Below are 23663 nucleotides of genomic sequence, written 5' to 3'. Positions count from 1 at the left end.
TCCGGCCCCGGGAACCGGGCTGGTAAAGTAGCACCAAAATCGCCAAGCGTTGCAGCTCATGCTGTTAGTATCGGCTACCGCGTCGTGGAACGCAAGAGACTTTTTTCACGGTCCGCCAACGCGGCGCGCAACCCATCGCAGCCGACCTACGACTCCCACAGCACCTGCAGCTCTTTGAGCTCTCCTGCATCCAGCCACACGCCGTGCGCTCGGCACAGGTCTAGCTCCACCGGGCAGGCCTGGGTGTAGGTGGTCTTCTGCATCGCCTTCTGACAGACGGGGCAGGGGGCCGGCGTGGATTCGGCCGCGTGGGCCGGATTCCCCGCCCCGACGGCCTGCCTGACCACGCGCTTCTCTGCCCCCGAAAAACGGGTCGACTTGTCGGCGACGATCGCGTCGAGCTGCGACTTCTCCATCCAGTACCCCCAGCAGTTCGTGCAGAAATAAACGTGCTGGCCTTCGTAGTCCGTCTCTTGGAGCGTGAGCTGGCAACGTGGGCAGAGCATGGCGCCGGTCCTGGAATCAGCGGTTGAGGGGTCGGTTTGGCTGTAGAATAACGCGTTGCGGGCGCCGAAACCACTGATACCCGCGCGGCTGATCCACGGCCGGCCCGATGGTACACTTACCGGCTACCTTGCCTCCCCCGGAATCGCGACCATGCTCCGCCGCCACTTTCTTTCTGCGCTCGCCGTCGGACAGTCGCTGCTCCCGCGTCTTGCGCTAGGGCAAGACGCCGCCGCGGCGGGCGCGGCGGCGCCGTACGAGGCAGACACGCTGGGCGCGCTGCTGGACGAAGGGATCAACCTGGGGATCGGCATCCTACGCGGGGAGTACCAAGAACAAATCGAAGCCCTCCGCACCGGCGACCGACAGAAGCTGGCCGGGTACGCCGACGCGTTGGTGGCGAAGCTCCGCCCGCTGATCGCGACGCCGCTGGTGGGCGACCAGGTCGCCCAGCAACTGATGGAAGACGTCCCCCCCGAGCTGGTCCACCAGGCGCCCGGCGAGCCCGTCTACTTCGTCAACGGCATGTTCACCTCGCACGAGGTGGCGCGTCAGGAGGCCCGCGACCTCGCCAAGCGCCTCGGCGGCGGACGCCCCGTGTACCTGTTCTACAACGCCGGGACCGACCCGCGCGTCGATCCGAAGCTGGCCGCGGCCGACCTCGACGAGACCTACAAGGACCGCGTCTGGCCCGTCTACTTGCACGGGCTGATGACCGGGGGCTCGTACAAGGCGGCCGCAGAGAAGATGTTCTTCGGCGTCTCTGTGCTGCAGCACAACCCGACCACTCGGCAGGTGGCCCACTTTCTGTACCACCACCCCGAGTCGTGCGTGTCGATCGTCGGCTACTCGCAGGGGGCGATGATCGTCCGCAACGCGCTGTACACGCTGGCGCTGCTGGGCAAAGAGAAGTTCGTCAACGAGCACGTCGCGTTCGTGGCGCCCGGCCTGCCCCTGGCGGACCGCGAGGTGTGGCCGGTGCCCAAGAAGTTCACCGCGCTGGCCGACCCCAAGGACCCCATCCCGGCGATCATCGGCCTCAGGCAGCCTACCACCGGCTGGCGCGAGCTCGGCCTGGCCCACCACCGTTTCTATGAACTGGGCTACCTGAAGCTCATCAAGCCCGAGATGCTGTGCACGGATTAGCCAGAAGCACCCCCGACTGACGGTTCTTGGTCGCCCGCTGCGCTGGGCGAATGCGCGGCTACGGGGCCGGCGCGGGGCGGCCGAACCAGTAGCCCTGGGCCAGCTCGAACCCCAGCTCGGTGCATGCCTCGGCTTCGGCCGCGGTCTCCACCCCTTCGGCCAGCGTCGTGACGCCCAGGTCTTGCACCATCCGCACCAGGCTGCGGATCATCGCCAGCCGTGTCGGGGATGCCTTGTCGATGTCGCGCACCAGCATGATGTCGAACTTCAGGCACTCCGGCGGCACCTCGCACAGCTCGTCCAGCCGCGCCTGCCCGGCGCCGAAGTCGTCGTAGGCGAGCTGCATCTCCAAATCGCACAACGCGCTTCGGAAGCGACGCATGTCGTCGCGGTTGGTCACCGCCGCTTCGTGGACCTCGATCGTGATCGTCTGCGTCGGCGCCAGCCCGCGCAGCTCTGCCAGCGACGCCAGGAACCGGTCCTGCACGATCTCCTTCGGGTGCGTGTTGACAAACAGGTTGTGGCAGTCCGGCATCCGCAACGCGTCGCGGGCCCCTTCGCGCCGCATCAGCTCGCTGAGGGCGCACTCCTGGCCGAGCCGGGCCGCGGTCTGGAACATCGCCAGCGGGCTGCGGAGTTCCTCGAGGTTGCTGCGGGCCAGCAGCTCGTAGCCGACGGTCTGACCGTCGGGGAGCGTGACGATCGGCTGGAAGTGGGGCGCCACGCCGGCGCCGCTCATCAGTTCTTCGAACTGCAGCAGCGCCGCGGCGAACGGCAGCGCGCCCCCTTCGATCGTGGCGCCCGACTCTGCGGTCCGCGGCCGCTGGACGCGGAACGCGCGGTCGGCGAACTGCACCACGTCGCCGTCGGCCAGGGGCGCCGACTCCACACGGCGGCCGTTCACGTAGGTGCCGTTGGTGCTGCCGAGGTCGCGGACCACGGGCCGCCCCGCCTCGATCGCGATGGCCGCGTGGCGTTTGGACACACCCCCAGAATCGAGCGTCAGGCTTGCCTCGGAGGTGCGGCCGACGACGAGCCCCTCGCTCCGCAGCGCGTAGCTGCGGCCGGCGGCGCCGTCGTCTCGGCATTCCAGCAGCGTCCACAGGCCGGACGCCAAGCAGGGTTCACTAGCAATCATCGGGGACTCGTGTGTCGATAGAAAAATGCTGCGCAAGCTGGGCCGGCCGGCCGGGCAGCGCGAGGGTGAGGGTCTCTCCGACGCAGGTCAGGCGGGCCAGCAGCGCGTCGACCAAGGGGTCGGCCGCTACCGGCTCGGTGAGCGTCACGCCCACACCCGCCGCGGTGGGGAGCGCCAGCGCCTGCCGTGCGACGGCGCCGAAGTAGTCGAGCCGGTCGTTCGAGGTCGTCACGATCGCCGGGCCGCGGTGGACGCCGATCGCTAGTGCGAGGTTCGACGTGATCGGGTCCGCGGCCAGCGCGGCGTCGATGGCCAGCGCGCTTCGCACCGCGTCCCCCACGTCGTCGAAGGCGGCCATAACCCCCTCGCCCACCACCTTCACCACCTCGCCTCGGCCTGCGCGGATGGTCGACTCCAAGACCCGCAGGTGCCTTTCCACCACGGCGTAGCCCTGGGCGTCGCCGTGCCGGGCGTAGAGGTGGTCGACCTCTGGGATCGCGGTCGTTAGCAGCGAGACCTGCTCGGCAGAGATCGTGTTGCCCGAGTCCAGCACCTCGCCCGGGAACAACTCTCGGAAGCGGGGCAGGGCGGCGGCGCGGGCGGCGGTCAGCACGTCGCCCCGCGGGATGGTCTTCTCGATGCGGACGATCTGCTGAACGTCGTACCGGTTGTCGAGCGTCAGCAGTTGCTTGCCGGCTCGCAGCGCGACCGTCCGCTTAGGGTCCGCGGCCGCCTCGAGCGCGAACTCGTGCTGGCTGGGGGCGCCGGAGGGCTGCACGCGCAGCGGCACGGCCCCCGGCAGCCGGGGGCCGCGGAGCAGGTAGTCGCCCGCTGGCAGTTCGAGTTCTAGCTCTAGCCGTTCGCCCGGCTCCAGCCGCAACTGGGCCACAACGTGCGGCGCGTGCCACGGGCCGCCGACGCAGTACCGGCCCACGCTGGTGTTGCGGATCTCTGGGTGCACGCGGAACACAAGCTCCACAGCGCCCGCCAGGTCGGAGCGGAAGTCGGCGTCGCACGCCTCGCAGTGGGTGTGCGCCGAAAGTTGCTTGAGCGCCTGTTTCGAGTCGGCGGCCACCCGGCAGGTGGGGCAGAGGACGTCCCACTCCATCCGCAGCAGCCCCTGGGCGGCGCCCAGCAGGCAGGCGTCGATCACGGCCCCCTCGTCCAGGCCCAGCTTGTCCGCCAGCGCCACGGGGCGGATCTGAGCGACCTCCTGCGCAGGCGCCTCGGCGAGGTGCTGGCTCAGCCGGTCGACCAACGACGACTCAACGCCCTGCGCCGCTAGCGCCGCGGCACGCCTGGCTAGCCGATCGAGCCGGCCGCGGTCGAGCTTCGCCGGCGCCTCGAAGGCGTCGCTCTTGTTTTCTTGTTGCCCCGCCAGCGTCTGGTCGATCCGCGTGTAGACCTTGTCGAGCGAACGGCGGCACTTGGCGCCCGTCTCAACCTTGGCGATCCATCGGCCCAGCGCGTTGCGGGGCAGGATGCGCACCTCGTGCCTCAACACCGATCCCCCCTCCGGCGTACGCTCGAGCTCCACCGTGCTGACGAACCACTGGAACGGGCCGCCGGTGAACTCGCGGAGCACGCTCATCCGGCGCCCCTCGACCCACTCGAACGGGTGCTCCTCCCAGCTCATCGCCATCCCCGCTAAGCGCACCGTGGCCCACCGCCGCACGGCGCCCTGGGGGTCGCGCTCGACCCGGTATTCCACGGGCGGCAACCCGATGGCGCGATTCAGCCGTTCGGTGTTCGACACGTAGGGCCACACCCGCTCCGGCGGCGAGCGGAGCTCCCAGGTCATCTGATTGCTCAGCACCCGGGTCGGGTCGTGCCCCGGCAGCAGCGGGCGTACCGCGACGGTCGAAGGCTCGCCGCGCTGCATGGCGTCGAGCTCGCGCAGCAGGTGGGCCGCGTCCGCGAAGCGGTCGCCCGCGTGCTTCTGCAGGCACTTGGCGACGAGCTGCTCGGCCGCTTCGCTCACCAGCGGGTTGAGCCGTCGGACGGCGGGCGCAGGCTCGAAGCAGTGCATGCCGACCAGCTTCATCGGGTCGTCCGACTCGAAGGGCGTGCGGCCCGTGAGCATCTCGAACAGCGTCACCCCGAGCGCGTACACGTCGGCCGGGGGGCCCGCGTCGCCGCCGCCGCGGCACTGCTCGGGGGCCATGTACACCGGCGTGCCGATCATGCCGCCGGCCATGGTGAGCGCCAGCGACTCCGATTGATCGACGTGCCGGGCGATGCCGAAGTCGGTCAGCTTGGCCCGCGGCGTGGGGAGCTCGTCGGCGTGGTCCGCGCGGGCGCCGACCAACAGGATATTATCGGGCTTGATGTCTCGGTGGATGATGTCGCGCTGGTGGGCGTCTACCAGCGCACGGGCCACGTCCGCCGCGATCGACAGCGCCGCCGCTTCACGCAGCGGGCCGCCGCCCCGATCGGCGCCCCGATCGGCGCCGCGGTGGTCGAGCAGGCAACGCACGTCGACGCCGTCGACAAACTCGAGCACCAGGTAGTGCAGCCCGTCCTCGTCGTTCACCTCGATCAGGTTCGTGACGTGCGGGTTGTTCACCGAGGCGAGCAGCCGGGCCTCCTTCTGGAATCGCTGCAGCGCGTTGCCGCGTAGCATGGCGCGTTGGCTGAGCACTTTCACGGCGACCGGTTCGCCGCTGGCGAGGTCGGCGGCGCGGTACACGGCGCCCATCCCCCCCTCGCCCAGCTTCGCCTCGATCCGGAACCGCCCCAGCCGGTCGCCGACCTGCGGCTCGCGCCCACGCGGCGCCTGCGACGGGGGCGCCAGGTTGGCGACCTCCGCGGTGCCGTCGGCGGCCAGCGGGGTTACCGCGATCTCAGAGGCGCCCCCCGCGGACGCCACGCGTGGCGGCGGATCGTCCGCGAGCAAGGCTTCTAGGCAGCGAGCGAACCGGCTCGCAGCGGGTGGGTCGCTGATCGTTCCGCTCGCTGCGGAGCAGAGCTGGTTCAGCCGGGCCGTCTCGCGGTGGGAGCGGTCTTGGCAGTACGCGGCGACCGCGGGCTGCTGGAGCGCCCAAGCGATCAGCCCGGCCAGCGAGCGCAGGTCGGCCAGCCGCGGGTCGTCCCCGGCGCCCGCCTGCGTCGGCGCCGGCGCGCGTGGCGTGTCGGTCTCTAGCCCGCGTAACGCGTCGACTGCCAGCCCGCTAAAGTCGAGCCGGGGGACGCCGTCGCGGAGCGTGATCGCCTCTGGCCTGAGGTCGACGCCGTACAGGCCGAGGTGGTGGGCCGCGTCGACGCACGAAGCGGCTTCGACCAGCACGCCCAGCAACCGGCGGCCGTCGTCCGTAGACGCCGTGAGGGGCGTCTGGCCGGCTGCCTCGAGCGCCACCGCCGGGGCCTCTCCCTCTAGGCAGGAGAGCACGACGCGACGCACGGCGGGGAGTCCTAGTAGCTCGATCAGGCGGAGCCGCTGCGCGAGCGCCTGGCGGCGGGGGTCAGAGCGGGCCGGCCCCAGCAGCCGCCGGAGCTCTACGCGTCGGCCGTCGGCATCCAGCAGCGCGTCGTAGGCGACGCCGTCGGGGCCGCTGCTAATGCGGCGCAGATCGCGCAGCCGCTCGATCCCCGCTGCTTGTGGCGAGGGGAAGCTGCGGAGCGAGGCTGGGTCTGCGGGGGCGAGGGTCACGAAGCACGGTCGCTGGGGGTACGCCTTGCGCCGGAGCATGATCCGGCCTTCCGTCCCACCTACCGGGCCGGGCACGGCAACCCTACGCCACACGCGTCTGGGTTCTGAGAGATGGCGGGTGATGGCACGGCGCCGTCCGCCCCTTTGTGGGCGATGGCGCCGGATCTGCCGATTGCGCCGGTTGCGAACCGCTACTGCACTAAATCGACCGAGAAGCTGGTCGGCGCCGCGACCGGCAGCAGCGGGGCGAACGGGGTACGCCGGGCCCGTTTGGCGCCCCCGCCGGGGAAGAACTGCACGCCCAGGAACGCGTCGACGGTCCCGGTGTCTGGGGGCATGATCAGGTTGGTCTCGCCGTAGATGGCCAGGTAGTCGTTGAGCGGCGCTAGGATGTCTGCCCCCATGACAAACGATTCGTCCTTGTCGGCGGCGGGGCCGGTCACCGCGTTGTTTTCCCCGTGCCCTTCGGCGAGGCCGAACCACAGGGTCGTTTGCGTGCCGGTCTCCCAGAACCGTCGCCAGTAGAGGCTCCCTTGAGCGATCGGGCGTAGCGTGAGCGGCTTGGGGCCGCCGAGCCCGGCGGCGTTGAACTCGCCCGAGGCGTCCTGCCCCGATAGGTGCGCCGTCAGGCCGACCTCGCTGCGGGGGCCCACGTCGAAAGCCCCCCGCACGCGCCACTGCCCCAGCGAGAACTGGTCGTAGGAATCCTCGTAGAGGAAGTCGTAGACGAATCCCCATGCAAACCCACTGGGCGTGCGCTGGTAGAGGCCGACGGTGGTGTAGCTCTGCAGCCGGTCGGTCGTTTCGCCCACCAGGTCGTACACCTGAACCGCGTTGGTAGAGGGGATCAGGCTCGAGCCGATTTGCGCTCCGATGCCGTACTCGCGCGACACCGGCAGCCCCAGGTTGAACTGCAACTGGGCGCCCAGGTTCGCGTTCACCCCGAAGTCTTGCGGCTGCTTCGACCCGTCGATGCCGGCGAACAGCGTCAGCTCGTCGTACCAGTAGGCGGACGGGCCGCACGCGCAGCAGTCGCACAGGGAGACCGGCTGGACTGCTTCGGTCGTGAATTCGGTCAGCGCGACGCTCGGCCCGATCGGATCGACCGGCAGCAGTTCAGCGCTGGGCGCTGGCACTGCGGCGCTGGCGCCCGGGCAGCATGCCAATACCGAGACGCCCATCAAAAACAACAGACGCATCCGGCACTCACGCTGGGAGGAATCATGGGAGACGTGGGCAACCGCCCAGACCATCCATCGTTCGTCCGCCATCGTTTCGGAGAAGCTTTCTCCGTTTGTTCGAGCTCGGTAGGGTGGGCCGACCCTGCCGCCACCAGCAGTGCTAGCCCAGGCGCCGCGGCAGGCGCGCACGTTCTACGCATCCTATTGTGCGACAGACGATCAACACCGCGGGCGTTTAGCGCGACGCGCTGTGCCGCAGAGACGGGTCGAGGTCGAAGCGGTCGAGGCTCATCACCTTGTTCCACGCCGCCACGAAGTCGTCTACGAACTTCTGCTTGGCGTCGCTGCTGGCGTAGACCTCGGCGACGGCACGCAGCTCCGAGTTCGAGCCGAACACCAGGTCGACCGACGTGGCGGTCCACTTCACCTTGCCCGTCTTGCGGTCCGTTGCTTCGTAGAAGTACTCGCACTTGGGGGAGACCCGCCACTGGTTCCCCATGTCGAGCAGGTTGACGAAGAAGTCGTTGGTGAGCGCCTCGGGGCGATCGGTGAAGACGCCGAGTTGCGAACCGCCGGCGTTGGCGCCCAGCACCCGCAGGCCCCCCACCAGCACGGTCATCTCGGGAGCGGTGAGGGTCAGCAGGGCCGCCTTATCGACCAGCAGCTCTTCCGACGGGCGGTCGTGCCCTTGGCCGAGGTAGTTGCGGAACCCGTCCGCGCGGGGCTCGAGCACGGCGAAGGCCTCGACGTCGGTCATCTCTTGCGTTGCGTCGGTGCGACCCGGTGAGAAGGGGACCCGCACGTCGTGCCCGGCCTTCTTGGCGGCGTCCTCGACCGCGACACAGCCCCCCAGCACGATCAGGTCGGCCAGCGAGACCTTCTTCCCGCCGGGCTGCGATTTGTTGAAGTCCTGCTGGATCTTCTCGAGCGCCTGGAGGGTCTTCACGAGCTCGGCCGGCTGGTTGACGGCCCAGTCCTTCTGCGGAGCGAGGCGGATGCGGGCGCCGTTCGCGCCCCCGCGTTTGTCGGTCCCCCGGAACGTTGACGCCGACGCCCAGGCGGTCGACACCAACTGCGGAACGCTCAGGCCCGAGGCCCGCAACTTCTTCTTGAGGTCGGCGATTTCTTTCTCGCCCACCAGCTCGTAGTCGGCCGCGGGGACGGGGTCTTGCCACAACTGCGGCTCGGGGACCAGCGGGCCGAGGCAGCGGGCGTAGGGGCCCATGTCGCGGTGGATCAGCTTGTACCAGGCCTTAGCGAAGGCCTTCTGGAACTCCTCCGGGTGCTCGTGGAACCGCTTCGAGATGGGGCCGTAGATCGGGTCGAGCTTGAGTGACAGGTCGGTGGTGAACATGATCGGGGCGTGCGTCTTTTCCGCGTCGAACGCGTCGGGGACGGTCCCCTGTGCAGACTCTTCTTTCGGGGTCCACTGCCACGCGCCGGCGGGGCCCTTCTCCAGCTCCCACTCGTAGTCGAACATGTTGTCGAAGTAGCCGTTGGACCACTGAGTGGGGGTCGAGGTCCACGCCCCTTCCAGGCCGCTGGTGATGGTGTCGGCGGCGTTGCCGGTTCCGAACGTGTTCTTCCAGCCGAGGCCTTGCTCCTCGATGCCGGCCGCCTCGGGCTCGGGCCCGACGTACTTGCTGGGGTCGGCGGCGCCGTGGGCCTTGCCGAAGGTGTGCCCGCCGGCGATCAACGCCACCGTCTCTTCATCGTTCATCGCCATGCGGCCGAACGTTTCGCGGATGTCGCGGGCCGCGGCCAGCGGGTCGGGCTTGCCGTTGGGGCCTTGGGGGTTGACGTAAATCAGGCCCATCTGGACCGCGGCCAGCGGGTTCTGCAGCTCGCGGTCGCCGGTGTAACGCTTGTCTCCCAGCCACTCCCCCTCGGGGCCCCAGTAAACGTCGCTGCCCGGCTCCCAAGCGTCGGCGCGGCCGAACGCGAACCCGAACGTCTCAAAGCCCATCGACTCCAGCGCGCGGTCTCCGGCGAAGACGATCAGGTCGGCCCAGGAGATCTTGGAGCCGTACTTCTGCTTGATCGGCCAGAGCAGCCGGCGGGCCTTGTCGAGGTTGGCGTTGTCGGGCCAGCTATTGAGCGGCGCAAAGCGTTGGGCGCCCGAGCCGGCGCCGCCGCGGCCGTCGGCGATGCGGTACGTGCCGGCGCTGTGCCAAGCCATCCGGATGAACAGGGGGCCGTAGCTGCCGAAGTCGGCCGGCCACCAGTCTTGCGAGGTGGTCATCAACGCGTCGACGTCCTTGGTCAACGCGTCGACATCGAGCTTCTTGAGCTCCAGGGCGTAGTTAAAGTCGTCCCCCATCGGGTTGCGCTGGGGCGGGTTCTGGTCGAGGATCGCTAGCTTCAACTGGTTCGGCCACCAGTCGCCGTTCGAGTAAGCGCCGGCCGCGGTGTGCCTGCTGGTCGGGTCCGCGGTCACGCCCATCACCGGGCAACTGCCGCTGACCGGGGCGTTTGCGGGGGGCGGGCCCGATTCTTCCGCGGTCACCGTTCCTTGCCCCTCGGGCTGCGGGCCGGTGCGGTCGGCCTGAGCGGACACGTCGCCGGCGCCGGCGACCAGCAGACCCATTGCGGCCAGCATCGAGAGCCAAACGCGGTGTTCTATACGGCTCAATCGCATCGAATGCTTCCTGGGACCGGTAGTAAAGTGGATCGTCGCAGTTGCGGTGCTCATGGTTCCCACCTTCTTTCTTCTTGTGGATTTAGGAGGCCTGTCGGCCACGACCAGATACGAGAGAGAGACTTTTCGGCGGGCGCCGGCCGAAAGCGAGGGCGCCCCCTATCCAGATTCTAGCATCCTTGCCCCGTCTGACGACACAGCCCCTACGACTCTAGCGTCATCCCACCGGCGCTGTCGACAAACAGCACCCGCGGCAAGCCGCCGGCGAGCTCGTCCATTCTGCGGTAGAAAGACTTCTCGTCTCCCTCCTTGGGCGCCTCGAAGCCCAGCAGCAGCAGCGCCGCGTTGCGCGAGGCCTGCTGGATCACGGCCGGCGGGTCCTTGGCGACGATCACCACCGGCTCGATGCGGATCCGCGAGTCGGCCGCTAGGTTGGCGATGTGCCCGCGCACCTCCTGCACGGCCTCTTCGTTGGGGACGATCCGCAGCACGCGGATCGGGTTGCGGCGCCACGATGGGTTCCGGTTCAGCAGGTGCGCCAGCAGCAGCATGAGCTCGCCGTTCTCCATGCCGCGCCACCACACGTCGATGGTCCCTTCTGGGACGAACCAGGCGTCGTCGCGCGGCTGCTCTTCTTCGCCCTCGGCGGGCTCGTCGTCATCGTCGTCTCGCAGCAGCCGCGCGCAGATGATGCTGCGCCGCAGCCGGGCGAGCAGCCGGAGCGTGGCGCCGAACGCCTCGGCCTTCTCCTCCGACCTGGGCCAACCGATCAGCACGGTGTTCGGCTTGAACCCGCCGATGCCGTGGCACTGCACGAGCGACTCGATGCCGTCCGACGGGTAGGGGGCGATCACCACCGTGGGGAACGCCAACAGCTCTTGCTTCTCGATGAACTTCCGCAGGGCCCGCTCGTAGCTCTCGCGTCGCTCGGCGTGCTTCTCGACGTCGCCGCACACGACCTGCGCCAGGGTCAGGATGCCGTGGCCGGCGGTCAGCCACTCGCCGTAGATTGCCAGGTGGGGGCGGTTCCAGGCGCTGCTCGACATGGCCAGCACGATCGGGCGCCAGTTCTTGGGGTGGTACGACATCGCCTCGAGGCGCAACAGCGACCTGCGGGCGCGTTCGAAGACGACGCCCCCTTGGAGGTCGCCCCAGCGGGCCTCGATCTCACGGTACTGGATGTAGCCGTAGATGGCGGCGATCACGACGATCGAACCCACCGCCCACGCCCAGTTGATCAGCAGCATGACCGCCAGGCACCCCACGGCGCCCAGCAGCGACAGCGACCAGTGGCAGTAGCGGAAGGTGGGGCGGTAGCTGGGGTTTTTGGTGACCGCCTCGAAGAAGGTGGCCAGGTTCAGCAGCGCGTAGGTGATCATGAAGAACATCGTGATGATCGGCGCGATCGCGTTCAGGTCGCCCAGCAGGACGCAGCACTGCGCAATCACGAACGACAGCACCGCGGCCCGCCGCGGCTCGCTCGACTTGCCGCTGGCGGCGCCGAAGAACCGCAAGAACGGGAACACGTCGTCGCGGGCCAGGGCCTGCAGGATGCGCGGGGCGCCCATCATCGACCCCAACGCGCTGGAGAGCGTGGCGGCGAACACGCCGGCGGTGATGAGGATGGGCCAGGCCGCGACGTCGCGCATGACGAAGTTGTTGGCGATCAGTTCTTGGTGCGGTCGGACCCCGGCCAGCACGCAGGCGAGCGACAGGTAGATCAGCGCGGTTACCGCCACGGCGCCCAGGGTGCCCCGCGGGATGGCGTGCGCCGGGCTCTTGAGGTCGCCCGACATATTGGCCCCCGCCATGATGCCGGTCACGGCCGGGAAGAAGAGCGCAAAGATGGAGAAGAAGTTCTCGCCCGCCAGGTAGTGGGGCGCGAGGTTCTCTTGCAGCACCCCTACGGAAAACTGGCCGGCCGCCCCCAGGTAGAACGACGTCAGCGCCGCCCCCAGCACGGCCAGGATGGCGTACTGCACCTTGATGGTCCAACCCGCGCCCACGTACACGCACGCGAACGTCGCCAGGTTCACCACCGACGCCACCCACGTGCTGGAGGGGGCGAGCGAGGGGAACGTGTTGACCAACGCCTCGGTGAAGCCGATCACGTACATCGCCACCGAGATGGCCTGCGCCAGGAAGAAGACGATCCCGATCGCGCCGCCGAACTCCACGCCGAGGCTGCGGCTGATGAGGTAGTAGGCGCCCCCGCCGCGCACACGCGTGTTGGTGGCGATGGCCGACAGCGACAGGCTGGTCAGCGTGGTGATGGCCTTGGCGGCCAGCACGATCGCGATGCTGCCCCAGAACCCCGCCTGCCCGACCACCTGGCCGAACCGCAGGAACATAATGACGCCTAAGATCGTGAGCGTGCACGGGGTAAACACCCCGCCCAGCGCGCCGAACTTTGCGTGTTGATGATCCTTAGCGGTCTCGCCAGCGGACATCGCCATCCCAGCGAGAGTTCGTCACGGCCCGCCGCCGAGGCTGCCCGATGAGCGAATTGAAGTGATTATCGTTGCGCAGCACTCTTGGTTCTGCTTGGCAAGCGGAGAGGCGCTGAACCTGCCGAACCGATCACGGGACCCGCCCGCCGCCGGTTCGGCCGCAGCAGTCTCCCCCCGCACAAAACCATTGTCAACACGAAGATCTCGCCGGGCGCGCGGCTTAGCCGGCGCCGACGGGCCTGGCGCCGAGCGCTCGGGAAGGCTTCTGCTGCGCCGGGGCGCCCGCGTAGTCGGGGTTGGGACGCGGGAGCCTCGCGTCCTGTTGTCGCAGCAGCGCCAGCAGCATGGCTTCGAGCTCGGCGGCCTTCTCCGGCTCCGCGCCGGCCAGGTCGTTGGTCTCGCTCAGGTCGCGCTTCAGGTTGTAGAGCTCGTTCTCCCCCTGCCAGTACTTGATCAGCTTCCAGTCGCCGTCGCGGATGATGGAGTAGGGCCCCGGCGCCTCGCGGTAGTGCGGGAAGTGCCAAACCAGCGGCCGCGTGGGGAGTGCATCGGCGCCCCCCGACAGCGCAAGGGGAAGCAGCGAGACGCCATCGATCGGCCGGTCGGCCGGCGGCTCGACCCCCGCGGCCGCGAGCACCGTCGGCAGGACGTCCATCGAAACGATGGGAGTGTCGTTCACCTTGCCCCCCGGGATACGGCCGGGCCAGTTCATGATGAAGGGGACGCGGATCCCCCCCTCGTACGCAAAGCCCTTGCCGCTGCGGAGCGGGGCGTTGTTGGTGGGGCCCAGCAGGCCGCCGTTGTCGCTGGTAAAGATCACCAGCGTCTGATCCGACAACTCCAGTTCTTCCAGCGTGCGGAGGATCTGACCGACCGAATCGTCGACCGATTCCACCAGCGCCGCGTACTTGGCGTTGGTCTGCAGCCGCCCGGGCGACTGGCGGTACCGCTGGGCTACTTCCTCGATGGCCTGGATGGGCGTGTGGACCGCGTAGTGGCTCACCTGGATGTAGAACGGCTCGTCCTTCCACCGGCGGATCAGCGCCTCGGCCTCGTCGGCCTCGCGGTGCGTAAGGAACTGCCCCGGCTGCTTGCCCGGCAGGTGGTAGATGCCGCTGCGGAGGCTCGCGTCCGCGCTGTTCGGCTGATGGAAGGGATCGAAATAGGACGGGGGCTGGCCGTAGTCGCAGCCTCCTCGGTTCTCCTGGTACCCTTGCTTCTCCGGGTACCAATCGGGGTCGCCCAAGTGCCACTTGCCGACGTAGCCGGTGCGGTAATCCTTTGCGTCACGCAGCAGCTCGGCGATCGTCAATTCCTCGTGCTCCATCCAGTACGGATTGGGGGGGCACAGCAGCTTGCGGCCCTTGCCCCCCACGTACTGCGTGGGGTTCTCCTCGGGCGTCCCCATCCCCCCGCGTTGGAACCGCGACCGGATCCAGTCCGTCACCCCCACGCGGTGCGGGTACCGGCCCGTCTGCAACGCCGCGCGGGTAGGCGAACAAACCGCGCACGCGGCGTAGCCGTTGGTGAACCGGATGCCGCCGGCGGCCAGTCGGTCGATGTTGGGGGTCTTGTAGAAGTCCGACCCCTGGCAGCCCAGGTCCATCCAGCCCAGGTCGTCTACCAGCACGACGACTATGTTGGGGGGACGGCTCTCTGCCTTGTCGGTGGCCGGCTGCCGGAGGGCCGTGCGGATGCTCTCGGCCACGGGGGCGGCCAGCTTCTTGTAGCCCGCGCGCGTGAAGTGCACGTTGCCGGGGCCGACGAAGTCCGTCGCGGGGAACGACGCCGACACCTCGTACAGGTCGTTAACGGCGACGCCGTGCTGCTGCATCACGCGCGCCGCGACCGCGTTGTACTTGACGTCGTCGCCGACAAACCGGCCCGCCTCCCCCTCGGGCACGACGGTGGTCGACGCCCAGATCAGCTTGGCGCCGGTCTTCTCCAGACGCTCGACCAGCGTGTTCAGGTTCTGCTCGTACTGGTCAAGCGTGGTCGAAAGCACCCCGTTGATCTTGTCGCGGTTGCCCTGCTCTTTGGAATCCGGGCTGCGGTAGCAAAGGTCGTGGAGCCCCCAGTTGAAGTGGATCACGTCCCAAGGCTCATCGCCGAGCACCTCGTCGATCCGCTGCAGCGTCTTCGTCGTCGAGGCGGCGTTCCCCTTGATCCGGGTGACGTCCGCTTCTCCGTCCAACATCGACGTCACAAACGGGGTGTACCCGATAGAGATCGAGTCGCCGATCAGCAGCACCCGCGGGGCAGGGGGGGCGTCGGCGAGGCAGACGCTCCACGCGCCGGCGATCCCCATTAGCAAGGCAGAAAACGCGATCGTGCAAAGTCGAGTCATCGAAAGGGGCTCCCTAGTTGTACGGCAGGGTCGGTTGCGGGGGGACGTTTGCCGGGCGGCAAGCGTGCTAGGCGTCTGCCGGGTCTTTGCCGTTGACCCATGGGCCGGCCAGCTTCTGGTATTCGCTGGGGAAGAGCACGCTTCCCTTGTCGCCGGCCGTCCAGCCTGGCACGTGGCGTGGGGCGGCGCCTTCGGCGGACATCTTCTCCCACCGGTCGGCCCAGGCGCTGCTGCCGTCGGAGTAGGTAAGATTGTCTGGGTCGAAGTGGAACACCTTCCCCTCGCGGTAGCTGCGCGAGCCGAGCTTCACGACGGTCATGGCAGCGGCGCCCAGTTCGGGGGAGCAGTTCACCAGCTCAGGCCTGCCGGCCACGGCCGCGTCGACGAAGTTCTTGAAGTGCGCCAGCGAGCTGTTCTCGACCCCACCCACCTTGACCCGCTCGCTGACGATCGAGCTGTCGTGGGTCACCTGGGGGCGCTCCGCGACGAAGTCGTAGCCCGAGAAGCCTTCGCCGACCCCCAGCACCGCCGAGGCGTGGTGGCCGCGGATCACCTGCTTGATGGGGGTCTCGCCGCTGCACATGGTAGCGGTCACCAGGCCCTGGACCCCTTCGTCAAAGTCGGCCACCACGGTTGCTACGTCCGGCACGCCCCGGCCGTCGTACTCTAGGTAGATGCCCCCTGCGCCCACCACGCGGCCCGGAAAGCGGAGCCCGGTCGCCTTGAGCATCGAGGTGGTGCGGTGCACGAACAGATCGGTAAACATCCCCGCGCCAAAATCCCAGTAGCAACGCCACTGGGCGAACTTGGCCCGGTCGAACGGCATCTGGGGCGCCAGGCCCAGGTCGGCGCCGAGGAACATCTTCCAGTCGATGTTCTTGGGCGTCATGTCCTCGGCCAGCTTGTAGTAGCGCCACTGGCCGAGGTCGGAGTTGCGGAAGTACTCGGTCTGGTACTGCAAGATCTTCCCGAACCCGCCGGCGTTGATGCGCTCGTTGATCGCTCCCCACACCGGCAGCGAGGTGGACTGCACGCCAACCTGCATCACTAGGCCCGACTCTTTCCACGCCTTGTAGACCCGGATCGCCTCTTCAACGGAGTGCGTCATCGGCTTCTCGCAGTAGACGTGCTTGCCTGCCTGGAGCGCGTCGATCGTCTGCTTTGCATGCCAATGGTCCGGGGTGGCGATGACGACCGCGTCGATCGACTTATCGGCCAGGATGTCTCGGTAGTCGCCCGTCTTGGCGGGGGACTTGCCAGTAACGGCCGCCACCCGCGCCGCGGTTTCGTCGCGATAGCGGTTGAAGACGTCGCAGACGGTCGCGATCTCGACCGAGCCGTCGACATTGTAGAGGTCGCACCCGCTGTGGATGTGCGTCTGGGCGCGCCCCCCCACGCCGATATAGCCGAGTCGTAGCCGGCTGTTGGCGTTGGTCTGGGCGACCGCCGGCGCAGAGGCCAACGCCGCGCCCACGGCAGACGTGGCGAGAAAGTCACGTCTGCTAACGGTTTCCAATGGCATCGCGAGACTCCGATCGAGAGCATAGTGACAGAAAGGTTTCCCGGCGCCGGCCGACAAGACATGGGTTGTCGCCGCGGGGCGCAGCACTAGGGCCGCGGGCCTATCCTAATTCGCACCAGACGCGCCGGCCACCCAACACCTGGGGTGAACACCTGCGACGAGAGGCGCACTGCGCCTGGCTGGAAAGCCCACGGTGGACAACGAAAGAACGCATCGAACCTACGTCGATGCCGTCGGCCAGAATGAAGACCCCTTTTGCCCAATCACGCCATCCGCTGAGCCGTATCCTCGCGATCTTGAAGGTCCGCCCCGCTAAATCTCGACGTGCGTCACCCCGCCCACCTCGTCAAAGTGCCCGATCTTCAGCACCACGCCCCCCGAGCCGGGCAGCTCGGCGACGAACGCCGGGTCGCACACGATGACGGGGCTCGAAGCCACCACCATCAGCGACGCTAGGTGCGAGATGGTGAGCGACAGCGACATGAACCACGGCACGCTCCCCGCGGCGATCTTCAAGAGCTGCTTGCGCTGGACGCTGGAGAGCTCTTGTTCTAGGCAGTACTGCTGCACCACATCGGCCCGATTGAGCGGGGTGGTAAGCGCGAGCATCTCGTCGAACGTGCAGCCGTTGGTTCGCAGCCGGCAATGCGTGTTGGCGGCGTCGAGCGCGGTCCGTCTCCGCTTGAATTCAAGCCGCGCCTGGTACGCGTTGATCGCCTTCTGCCGCCGCTCGACAAAGTAGTTCACCACGCTCCGCGGCAGCGCCAAGGCGAGGTTGGCCGCGGCGCGGGCGGCCTCGGCTGGGCGGCGGACCAACGCCAAGCGGCGGTACTCGGCAAACACTTCTTGCTGGATCTTGGCCACCGCGGCGTGCACGTCGGCGGCGTCGGTCAGGATCAGCTCGTCCCCCGCCTCGACGCACAGCGGCTTCAGGTAGTAGACCTTGACCCCCGGCGCCCGGCCGGGGCCGGCCAGGAACTCGTCGAGGCGGGTCTGGACGCAGGCGGGGATCGTGTCGGTAATTTGATCGAAGTGCTGCTGCTCGGTGACGGTGACAAAGAACCGGCCCTGCGGCAGCCGGATCGACGGCCTCAGCAGGTCGATCTCGCGCACCTGGGTAAACTCGGCCCGGTGGGCGTCGATCACCGCCTGCCAGCGCTTACCCCGCGGGGTGAAGGGCCGCGAACGCCGCAGCATCGACTCGGCCAGCGCGGCGCTGGCGTCCTTGGGGGGGACCCAGATCGGCCCGCCCGACCACGCGCCGAACGGCTCGAGCTCCTGGTCGAGCGTGAACGGGCGAGCGGCGCCGGGAGCAACGATCGAAGGGGTGACGACCGGCGAAGGGGCGGTCCACCCGCCGTGCTGCTGATAGGCAGGGCCGCGTGTCGCGGGACGCTGAACGATGGTGGGCATGCGAGGACTCCTGGGAAGAAACCAAACGCGGCGCCGGACTTACTACCAAGCCAGCCCGCCGGTCGACGATCGGCCGCGCCCGGGGGGGTCGCGCTGTGCGCCGCCGGACGCTGCTAATGATTCGCTGCTGGGCTGCAAATCATTCGCTCCAATTCCCACAATCTTGCCGGCGGCTTGCTGCGGTCCGACCCCGTGATTGTAGCGGCGCCTGCGACCCAACACCCGCGGCGCGGATTCACGGCGATTTTTGCGTCGCATTTAGCCACCCCATCCCCGACAATAGGGGCCGCGGGCGTCGCCCCCCGGGCGCGGGGGTACGCCGAAGGTGCGCGCCGGCGCCGCGGCAGCCACCGGGCAAGAAAAGGCGCACGGTTTTGTCCCTGAGGTGTCCGCTGGCGGGGGTGAAGTGTCCGCTAGGGGGAGGGTTTTGTCCCTTCCGACGGAGGACGCCGGCCGGGGAATCGACGTAAGTCGTTACGGCACGTGGCCGCCGGCGCTCGTCGGGGCAGCAAGCGACCAAAAAAACGCGGCCGGACACGGGACAAAAGGACAGAAGTCGGCCGCGGGAGACAGGGCAGGGGGGGAGAAGCGCCGAACGGGTCGCTACCGGCGGGAGGGGAAGCGGGAGGGTGAGGCTGAAATGGGTGCTGGTGCGGCGGGGCGCCAGCGGTCAGCAATGCGTCGAGCTGGACGGGGGTGAGGCCACGGTTCTGATGGAAGAGGATGGCATCGATCTCTGCACGACCCGCGCGTCGGTCCAGGCGCCGTCGGACAGCGGCGCTTGGTCACTGCCTTACCTCGACGATCCCATTGCCCCCCTTGAGCGCTGCGGAGATCCGGGGCGCAACGTCGCTGAGCTCCTGTCCAAGCTTGGCGTCGGCGCTGTCGCACTGTTTGGGGGGGGTGTGTCCGAGACGCGTCGCGATGGCGCCCAGGTCTTTGACGGGCCGGACGTCGCCCAGTCGGAGCACCGTGAAGTCGGTCCCCTTGGCGAGACCGAGGTTGCCGCCGACGCGGTTGCCGAGGAACGTCACCCGCGTTTGTTCGTCGTAAGTGTCTCCCCGCTCGAGGCGGGCGTCGTGGTCGTCGAGTCGCTTTGCGTAGACCTCAAGCGCGTAGTCGCCGTTGCCGACAATGGTGTTGTTCTGGACGAGGATCGAGTCGCTGTTGCGGATGCGCACCCCGGAGGCTTTGTTGAACGCGACAAGGTTGTCGCACACGGCATTGGACCCGCTCTCGTAGACGGCGATCCCTTGGCCGTTGTTGTACGCCTGGTTGCCGCGGACGACGTTGTGGCTGCACTGTCGGTCGAGCATGACCCCGGACCCGGCGTTGCCGAACGACTGGTTGTCGCAGATAAAGCTGTGCGAAACCCCGCGAGACCCGATGATGCCGTGCTTCTGCAGAGTGCCGATGGTCTTGTTCCCAACGATGGCGAGCCGCGTGGAGCGGTCGTGCGGATCGATGCCGTAGACGATGTTGTCTTGATAAAGATTGTTGAGGATGGCGACGTCGCGAGCCTCGAACGAGTAGAACCCGTAGTAGAGCCCGCGGAACTCGTTGTCGACCAGCGCGCCCGTCGGCCAGTCGTCGCGCGGTTCGCCCCGTTCGCGTTCGGGGTGGCTCGACAGGCTAAAACCGTAGGCCGTCGGAGCGTCGAACCCCAGGTTCATAAACTTGCATCCTGCCGCGTAGGTCTTGGAGCGGACGTAGGACGAGATGAAAGGTCGGAACTCTTTCTTGTTGACGAACTCGGTAGGCTTTTTGGTCGACTCGCTCCACGACGTGACCACCGCGTCAAACAAGAACAGACCCCCCGCATTGGCCAAGAACGCGCCGCGATCGGTCGACATCCACAGCTCGGGCGTGCGGGCGCCGTCGATGATCAGCGTTGCCCCCGGTCCGACGACCAGCGGCAGACGGAGGGTCACCACCCCCTGGTTGTTCTCGGCGACTTCCGCGTCCGCCAGTTGCTCGGCTGCTTGGTCGAGGGTGAGCACGCCGGAGTCGATGAAGATCGCTCGCGCGGACTCCGCGCCCTGGCGGCGCCGCAGGTCGCGGCCGCGGTCGCTCCGGAACGCCTCGTCCAACAGCGGCAGGTCGCCGGCCGGGCAGACCCGCACGCTCCCGGCGCCGGTCGCGGGCGCCAGGCGCCGGACGTCGGCGGCCGTAAGGCGTGCTGTATCGGGAAGCTCGACCGCGGGCGGCGCCGGCACAGCCTTGTCGAGGATCGTCACCGAGTATTTCGGCTCGTCGGCGAACATGACGTTCGTGACGGGATTGCCGATCGCAAAGAGCAGCGGGCTGTGCGCGCGGGCTTCCCTGACGCAGTTCGCCGCAAGGGCTACGCCGATCCCGCCGAAGAGGAATGCGGCCGTGAACGAACGAGAATCATTGCGTCTTGACATCGCTTCGCGCTCGGATATGCGGGGGTGGCGCCCCGCGCAGCGGCTCGGCGACTTTGCCGAAGGACGCGGCCGGCTCGGGGAGCTGACGGGCGATCTCGTCGATGCGGTAGCCGAAGCCGGGACCGCGGATGGTGGAGAGGTCGACTCGGCCGTCCCTCCGCTGGTAGACCCCGGGATGGATCTTGGCTTCGATCTCCGAGGCGCTCGGGTAGAACTGCATAGAGTTCGTCTCGACCCCCAGCAGCGTGTCGATGTTCGCGGCCAGCAGCAGGTGCGGGATCTGGGCCAGCATGGGGTTGGTGAGATCCTGCACCATCAAGTCCATTCCGTGGGGCCTCGCCCAACTGTGCGAAAGCAGCGCGCCGGTAAGTGTTTTGCAAGTCTTCAGCGCAACGCCGGTCCAGCCCAACGACGCGCCAAGCCGCACCAGTTCCCAGTTGTGCGCGCTCTCGTCCATCAACAGCGGCTTGAGGCGGGCTAGCTCGCGGACGTCGATGCGGTTGTTCTCGAGGTCATACGGGAACGGCTGCTCAATGTAGAGGATGCTCTTGTGGATGTCGGGGGCGTCGCGCTCCAGACGATCCAGAATGTCGATCACGTAGGTCGGATCGGTGACGGTGCAATTGAAGTCGGCCGTAAGGTGTGTAACGCCGGTTTTTTGGGCTAGCGTGCCGACGTTCAGCAGGCGTTGGTAGTCCCACTCAGAATCGATCCCGCGCAGCTTGATCTTCAGACACCGCAACCCGTCGCGTCGGATCCAATCGCCCAACAGCACCGGGTGCTGGTCCTTCGGCTGGTTGCCGTTGAGGTCGCCTTCCGATAGCGGGTCCAACCCACCCACGAGATGCCAGGCGGGGAGCGATTCGCGCCGCTTGGCCGCCAGGTAGTCGCCCGGGAAGCGGTTGCGAAAGTCAACCGACGCGTCGGCGGCGGGTCGCAAGTAGTGCGACAGGTCGTACGAAAGGTGTTCCTTGTCTAGCGTGCCGAAGACCGGCCGGTCGTGCAGCTTCCCGTAGGCGTCGTAGAGAGCGATGTCAAACGGCGAGCAACAGAGCAGCCCGGCAAGCAGCGGCGCCCGCAGCCGTTCGTCCCCCGCTGTCCGGCTCTTTTCCAGTTCGGCTTGAAGCACGTCGCGCTGGAAGGAGTGGCCGACCTCAAGCGGGTGGCCGAAGACGTCGTAGTCCGCCCAGCGCCGGGCGAGATCGCGGCACAGATCCAACAGCACCTTGTGCCGCTCGCTGTAGGGCGCGGCGGAAGGCCATACCCACTCCACGCTCAGCGGAGTCTCTCCCCACCCCTGGGCCGTTCGGCCCAGCCGATCGGACACGGTGACGCAAACACGCGCACACGTCACTGAGGTCAGGGTCTCGGAGCCAAACTTGAGCGGCGTCCGCGTGTGCACCGGCAAGAAGTAGAGCTGAACGCCGACCACGCGCACGTCCGTCGAAAGGCGCGAGCTGCGCCTCGTCGAATCGACGGCGCTGTCTTGCCGAAGCCTTCGTGGTTCGGCCGCTTCGTTGGGAGGGCGCCCCTGTGGCATGAAACTCTCGCTTACTTAAGAGACAGAACGTTCGCGGGGCGTCGATCGACGTTGAGTTAGTTTCGGGGCTTAGCTCGACCAAGTGGTGCGTTGCTCTCGATCGAGCATCGCGTTGGCCTCGTCGCTACGACCCCCTTCGAACTTTTCGGTCTTGGGGTTCCACTCGAACTTGCCCCCCAGCCGCAGCGCGATGTTCCCCATGTGGCAAACCGTGGCGCTACGGTGGCCTACTTCCACGGGGGCCGCGGGCTCACTGCGGCTCTTGACGCAGTCTAAGAAGTTGCGGACATGATCGGGCCCCGAGTGGTACTTCACCCGCTTCTGCAGCTCTTCCGGCGCGAGCCCGCGCGGAATCACCGTGGCGTTTTGGCCTTGGTTGTCGATGCTGACCACCCCGTCGTCGCCAAAGAACGCGCATCGCACGGCCGGCTCTGCCGTAACGCATTCCAGCACGACCCCGTTGTCGTACTTGCAGCGGAAGTCAGAGTAAGTGGAGGCGTTGAACAGGCTCCCCTCTGGGAGGAAATCGGCGTAGAGGCTCTCAATCTGCGTCGGGCCGGTGTGGTCCATCCCCAACCCCCACTGGGCGATGTCAATCGAATGGGCGCCAAAGTTTGTAACCTGTCCCCCCGCGTAGTCGTAGTTGAAGCGGAAGTTGTACAGGCAGCGGTCCTGGTGGTACGGCGCCTCGGGCGCGGGGCCCAGCCAGAAGTCGTAGTCCAGGTTCGTGGGGACCGGCATGGGCTTCCAACCGGGGCCGGGGCCGACCTTGTTGTGGCGACCGATGTTGCAGACCACCCGCCGGACCTTTCCGATCGCACCGTCGCGAACCATCTCGCAGACTTCGCGGACGTAGGGGTTGGAGCGTTCGTGGCTGCCGGTCTGCAGCACGCGGTTGTTGTCGCGAACCGCCTTGATCATGCGTTGCTGACCGGCGATGGTCAGCCCGAGCGGCTTCTCGCAGTAGATGTCCTTACCCGCCTTGGCTGCGGCAATGGTGATCGCCTCGTGCCAGTGATCGGGCGCCACGACCACCACCGCGTCGACATCGTCGCGGGCGAGAACCTCGCGGAAGTCGCCGTACCCGTCGCAGCCCTTGTAGTTCCCGCTGCGGCTCTGCTTTGCGTACAACCCTTCGACCAACTTGCGGGCCGGCTCACGACCGCGGACGTCTTCTGGGTTTTTGTAGCCTGGGCTCCCTTGGTTCACGTCGCACACGGCGACCATCCGGCAATCGGGTTGCGCAGAGAACAACTCCAAGTCTAGGAAGCCTTGGTTTCCGACGCCGATGCAGGCCACGTTGATTCGGTTGCTCGGCGCCTGAGCGCCGAAGACCGAGGCCGGCACGAAGTAGGGCGCCGCGACGGCGGCCGTGGTCGCCGTGGTGCGGAGGAAATCTCGCCGGGAGAGAGGGGCCTCCGACTCTTTGGGTTCAAGCGGCATCGCGTTTGGATCCTTCGTAGTTCGTGGCAGCGGTCTTGTTAGTCGAGTAAGCCCAAGTCATTGCAAGCAACACGTGATCGATGCACGAGCGGACATTTGGAGAATTCCGGCACAGCGCCGGCCGATTGGCCTGCGCCGGCCAATGTTCGAAAATCCAATCGCTGGACGTTGGCGGTCGGGGCATCTCGCCGGATTGTCGCCGTGGCGCCTAAATGGTCCGAATCGCTGATGAACGAGCAACGCGACGAACGGCGATCACGAGCATCACAGCCCAGAACACTTTG

13 protein-coding genes are annotated in these 23663 nt (G+C 67.6%); 1 reads left to right on the top strand and 12 read right to left on the bottom strand.

Annotation, left to right across the window (positions count from 1 at the left end):
* Positions 1-146 precede the first annotated feature (146 nt).
* Positions 147-506: a TFIIB-type zinc ribbon-containing protein gene (locus Pla175_RS09060; protein ID WP_145283386.1), complete on the bottom strand. Its 360-nt coding sequence runs from the start codon at positions 504-506 to the stop codon at positions 147-149.
* 151 nt (positions 507-657) lie between these two features.
* Here Pla175_RS09060 and Pla175_RS09055 point away from each other — a divergent pair, with 151 nt between their 5' ends.
* A complete protein-coding gene (locus Pla175_RS09055) occupies positions 658-1650 on the top strand; it encodes a hypothetical protein (RefSeq protein WP_145283384.1) in 993 nt (330 codons plus the stop codon).
* A gap of 58 nt (positions 1651-1708) precedes the next feature.
* Here Pla175_RS09055 and Pla175_RS09050 read toward each other — a convergent pair whose 3' ends face one another.
* The 11 genes from Pla175_RS09050 to Pla175_RS09000 all read right to left on the bottom strand — a co-directional run bounded on the left by Pla175_RS09050 (position 1709) and on the right by Pla175_RS09000 (position 23379).
* On the bottom strand, positions 1709-2788 hold the full coding sequence (locus Pla175_RS09050; protein WP_145283382.1) for an EAL domain-containing protein: 1080 nt from the start codon (positions 2786-2788) through the stop codon (positions 1709-1711).
* Positions 2778-6437 (bottom strand): protein kinase domain-containing protein, encoded by a 3660-nt coding sequence (locus Pla175_RS09045; protein ID WP_145283380.1) that lies wholly within the window; start codon positions 6435-6437, stop codon positions 2778-2780. The genes Pla175_RS09050 and Pla175_RS09045 overlap by 11 nt, the downstream gene beginning before the upstream one ends.
* A gap of 191 nt (positions 6438-6628) precedes the next feature.
* On the bottom strand, positions 6629-7636 hold the full coding sequence (locus Pla175_RS09040; protein WP_145283378.1) for a DUF6666 family protein: 1008 nt from the start codon (positions 7634-7636) through the stop codon (positions 6629-6631).
* A 217-nt stretch (positions 7637-7853) separates the two neighbouring features.
* Positions 7854-10310: a catalase/peroxidase HPI gene (gene katG, locus Pla175_RS09035; protein ID WP_449301094.1), complete on the bottom strand. Its 2457-nt coding sequence runs from the start codon at positions 10308-10310 to the stop codon at positions 7854-7856.
* A gap of 149 nt (positions 10311-10459) precedes the next feature.
* A complete protein-coding gene (locus Pla175_RS09030) occupies positions 10460-12706 on the bottom strand; it encodes an amino acid permease (protein ID WP_145283375.1) in 2247 nt (748 codons plus the stop codon).
* Positions 12707-12926: 220 nt separating this feature from the next.
* Positions 12927-15053 (bottom strand): sulfatase-like hydrolase/transferase, encoded by a 2127-nt coding sequence (locus Pla175_RS09025; protein WP_145283373.1) that lies wholly within the window; start codon positions 15051-15053, stop codon positions 12927-12929.
* 67 nt (positions 15054-15120) lie between these two features.
* Positions 15121-16575, bottom strand: a complete 1455-nt coding sequence (locus Pla175_RS09020; RefSeq protein ID WP_145283371.1) for a Gfo/Idh/MocA family protein — start codon at positions 16573-16575, stop codon at positions 15121-15123.
* Between the two features lie 312 nt (positions 16576-16887).
* The gene (locus Pla175_RS09015) at positions 16888-17988 is read right to left on the bottom strand and encodes a hypothetical protein (RefSeq protein WP_145283368.1); all 1101 of its coding nucleotides are present in this window, start codon (positions 17986-17988) and stop codon (positions 16888-16890) included.
* A gap of 785 nt (positions 17989-18773) precedes the next feature.
* Positions 18774-20396, bottom strand: a complete 1623-nt coding sequence (locus Pla175_RS09010; protein ID WP_145283366.1) for a right-handed parallel beta-helix repeat-containing protein — start codon at positions 20394-20396, stop codon at positions 18774-18776.
* Positions 20380-21828 carry a mandelate racemase/muconate lactonizing enzyme family protein gene (locus Pla175_RS09005; RefSeq protein ID WP_197527369.1) on the bottom strand — a complete coding sequence of 483 codons (1449 nt, stop codon included), beginning with the start codon at positions 21826-21828 and terminating at the stop codon, positions 20380-20382. Before Pla175_RS09005 ends, Pla175_RS09010 begins: the two co-directional genes overlap by 17 nt.
* A gap of 177 nt (positions 21829-22005) precedes the next feature.
* Complete coding sequence (locus Pla175_RS09000) at positions 22006-23379, bottom strand: Gfo/Idh/MocA family protein (RefSeq protein ID WP_145292032.1); 1374 nt, start codon at positions 23377-23379, stop codon at positions 22006-22008.
* Between the last annotated feature and the right edge of the window lie 284 nt (positions 23380-23663).

This window comes from Pirellulimonas nuda, assembly GCF_007750855.1.
Lineage (GTDB): Bacteria > Planctomycetota > Planctomycetia > Pirellulales > Lacipirellulaceae > Pirellulimonas > Pirellulimonas nuda.
The sequence above is the reverse complement of the archived record's forward strand: the minus strand, read 5'-3'. Positions and strand labels throughout refer to the sequence as shown.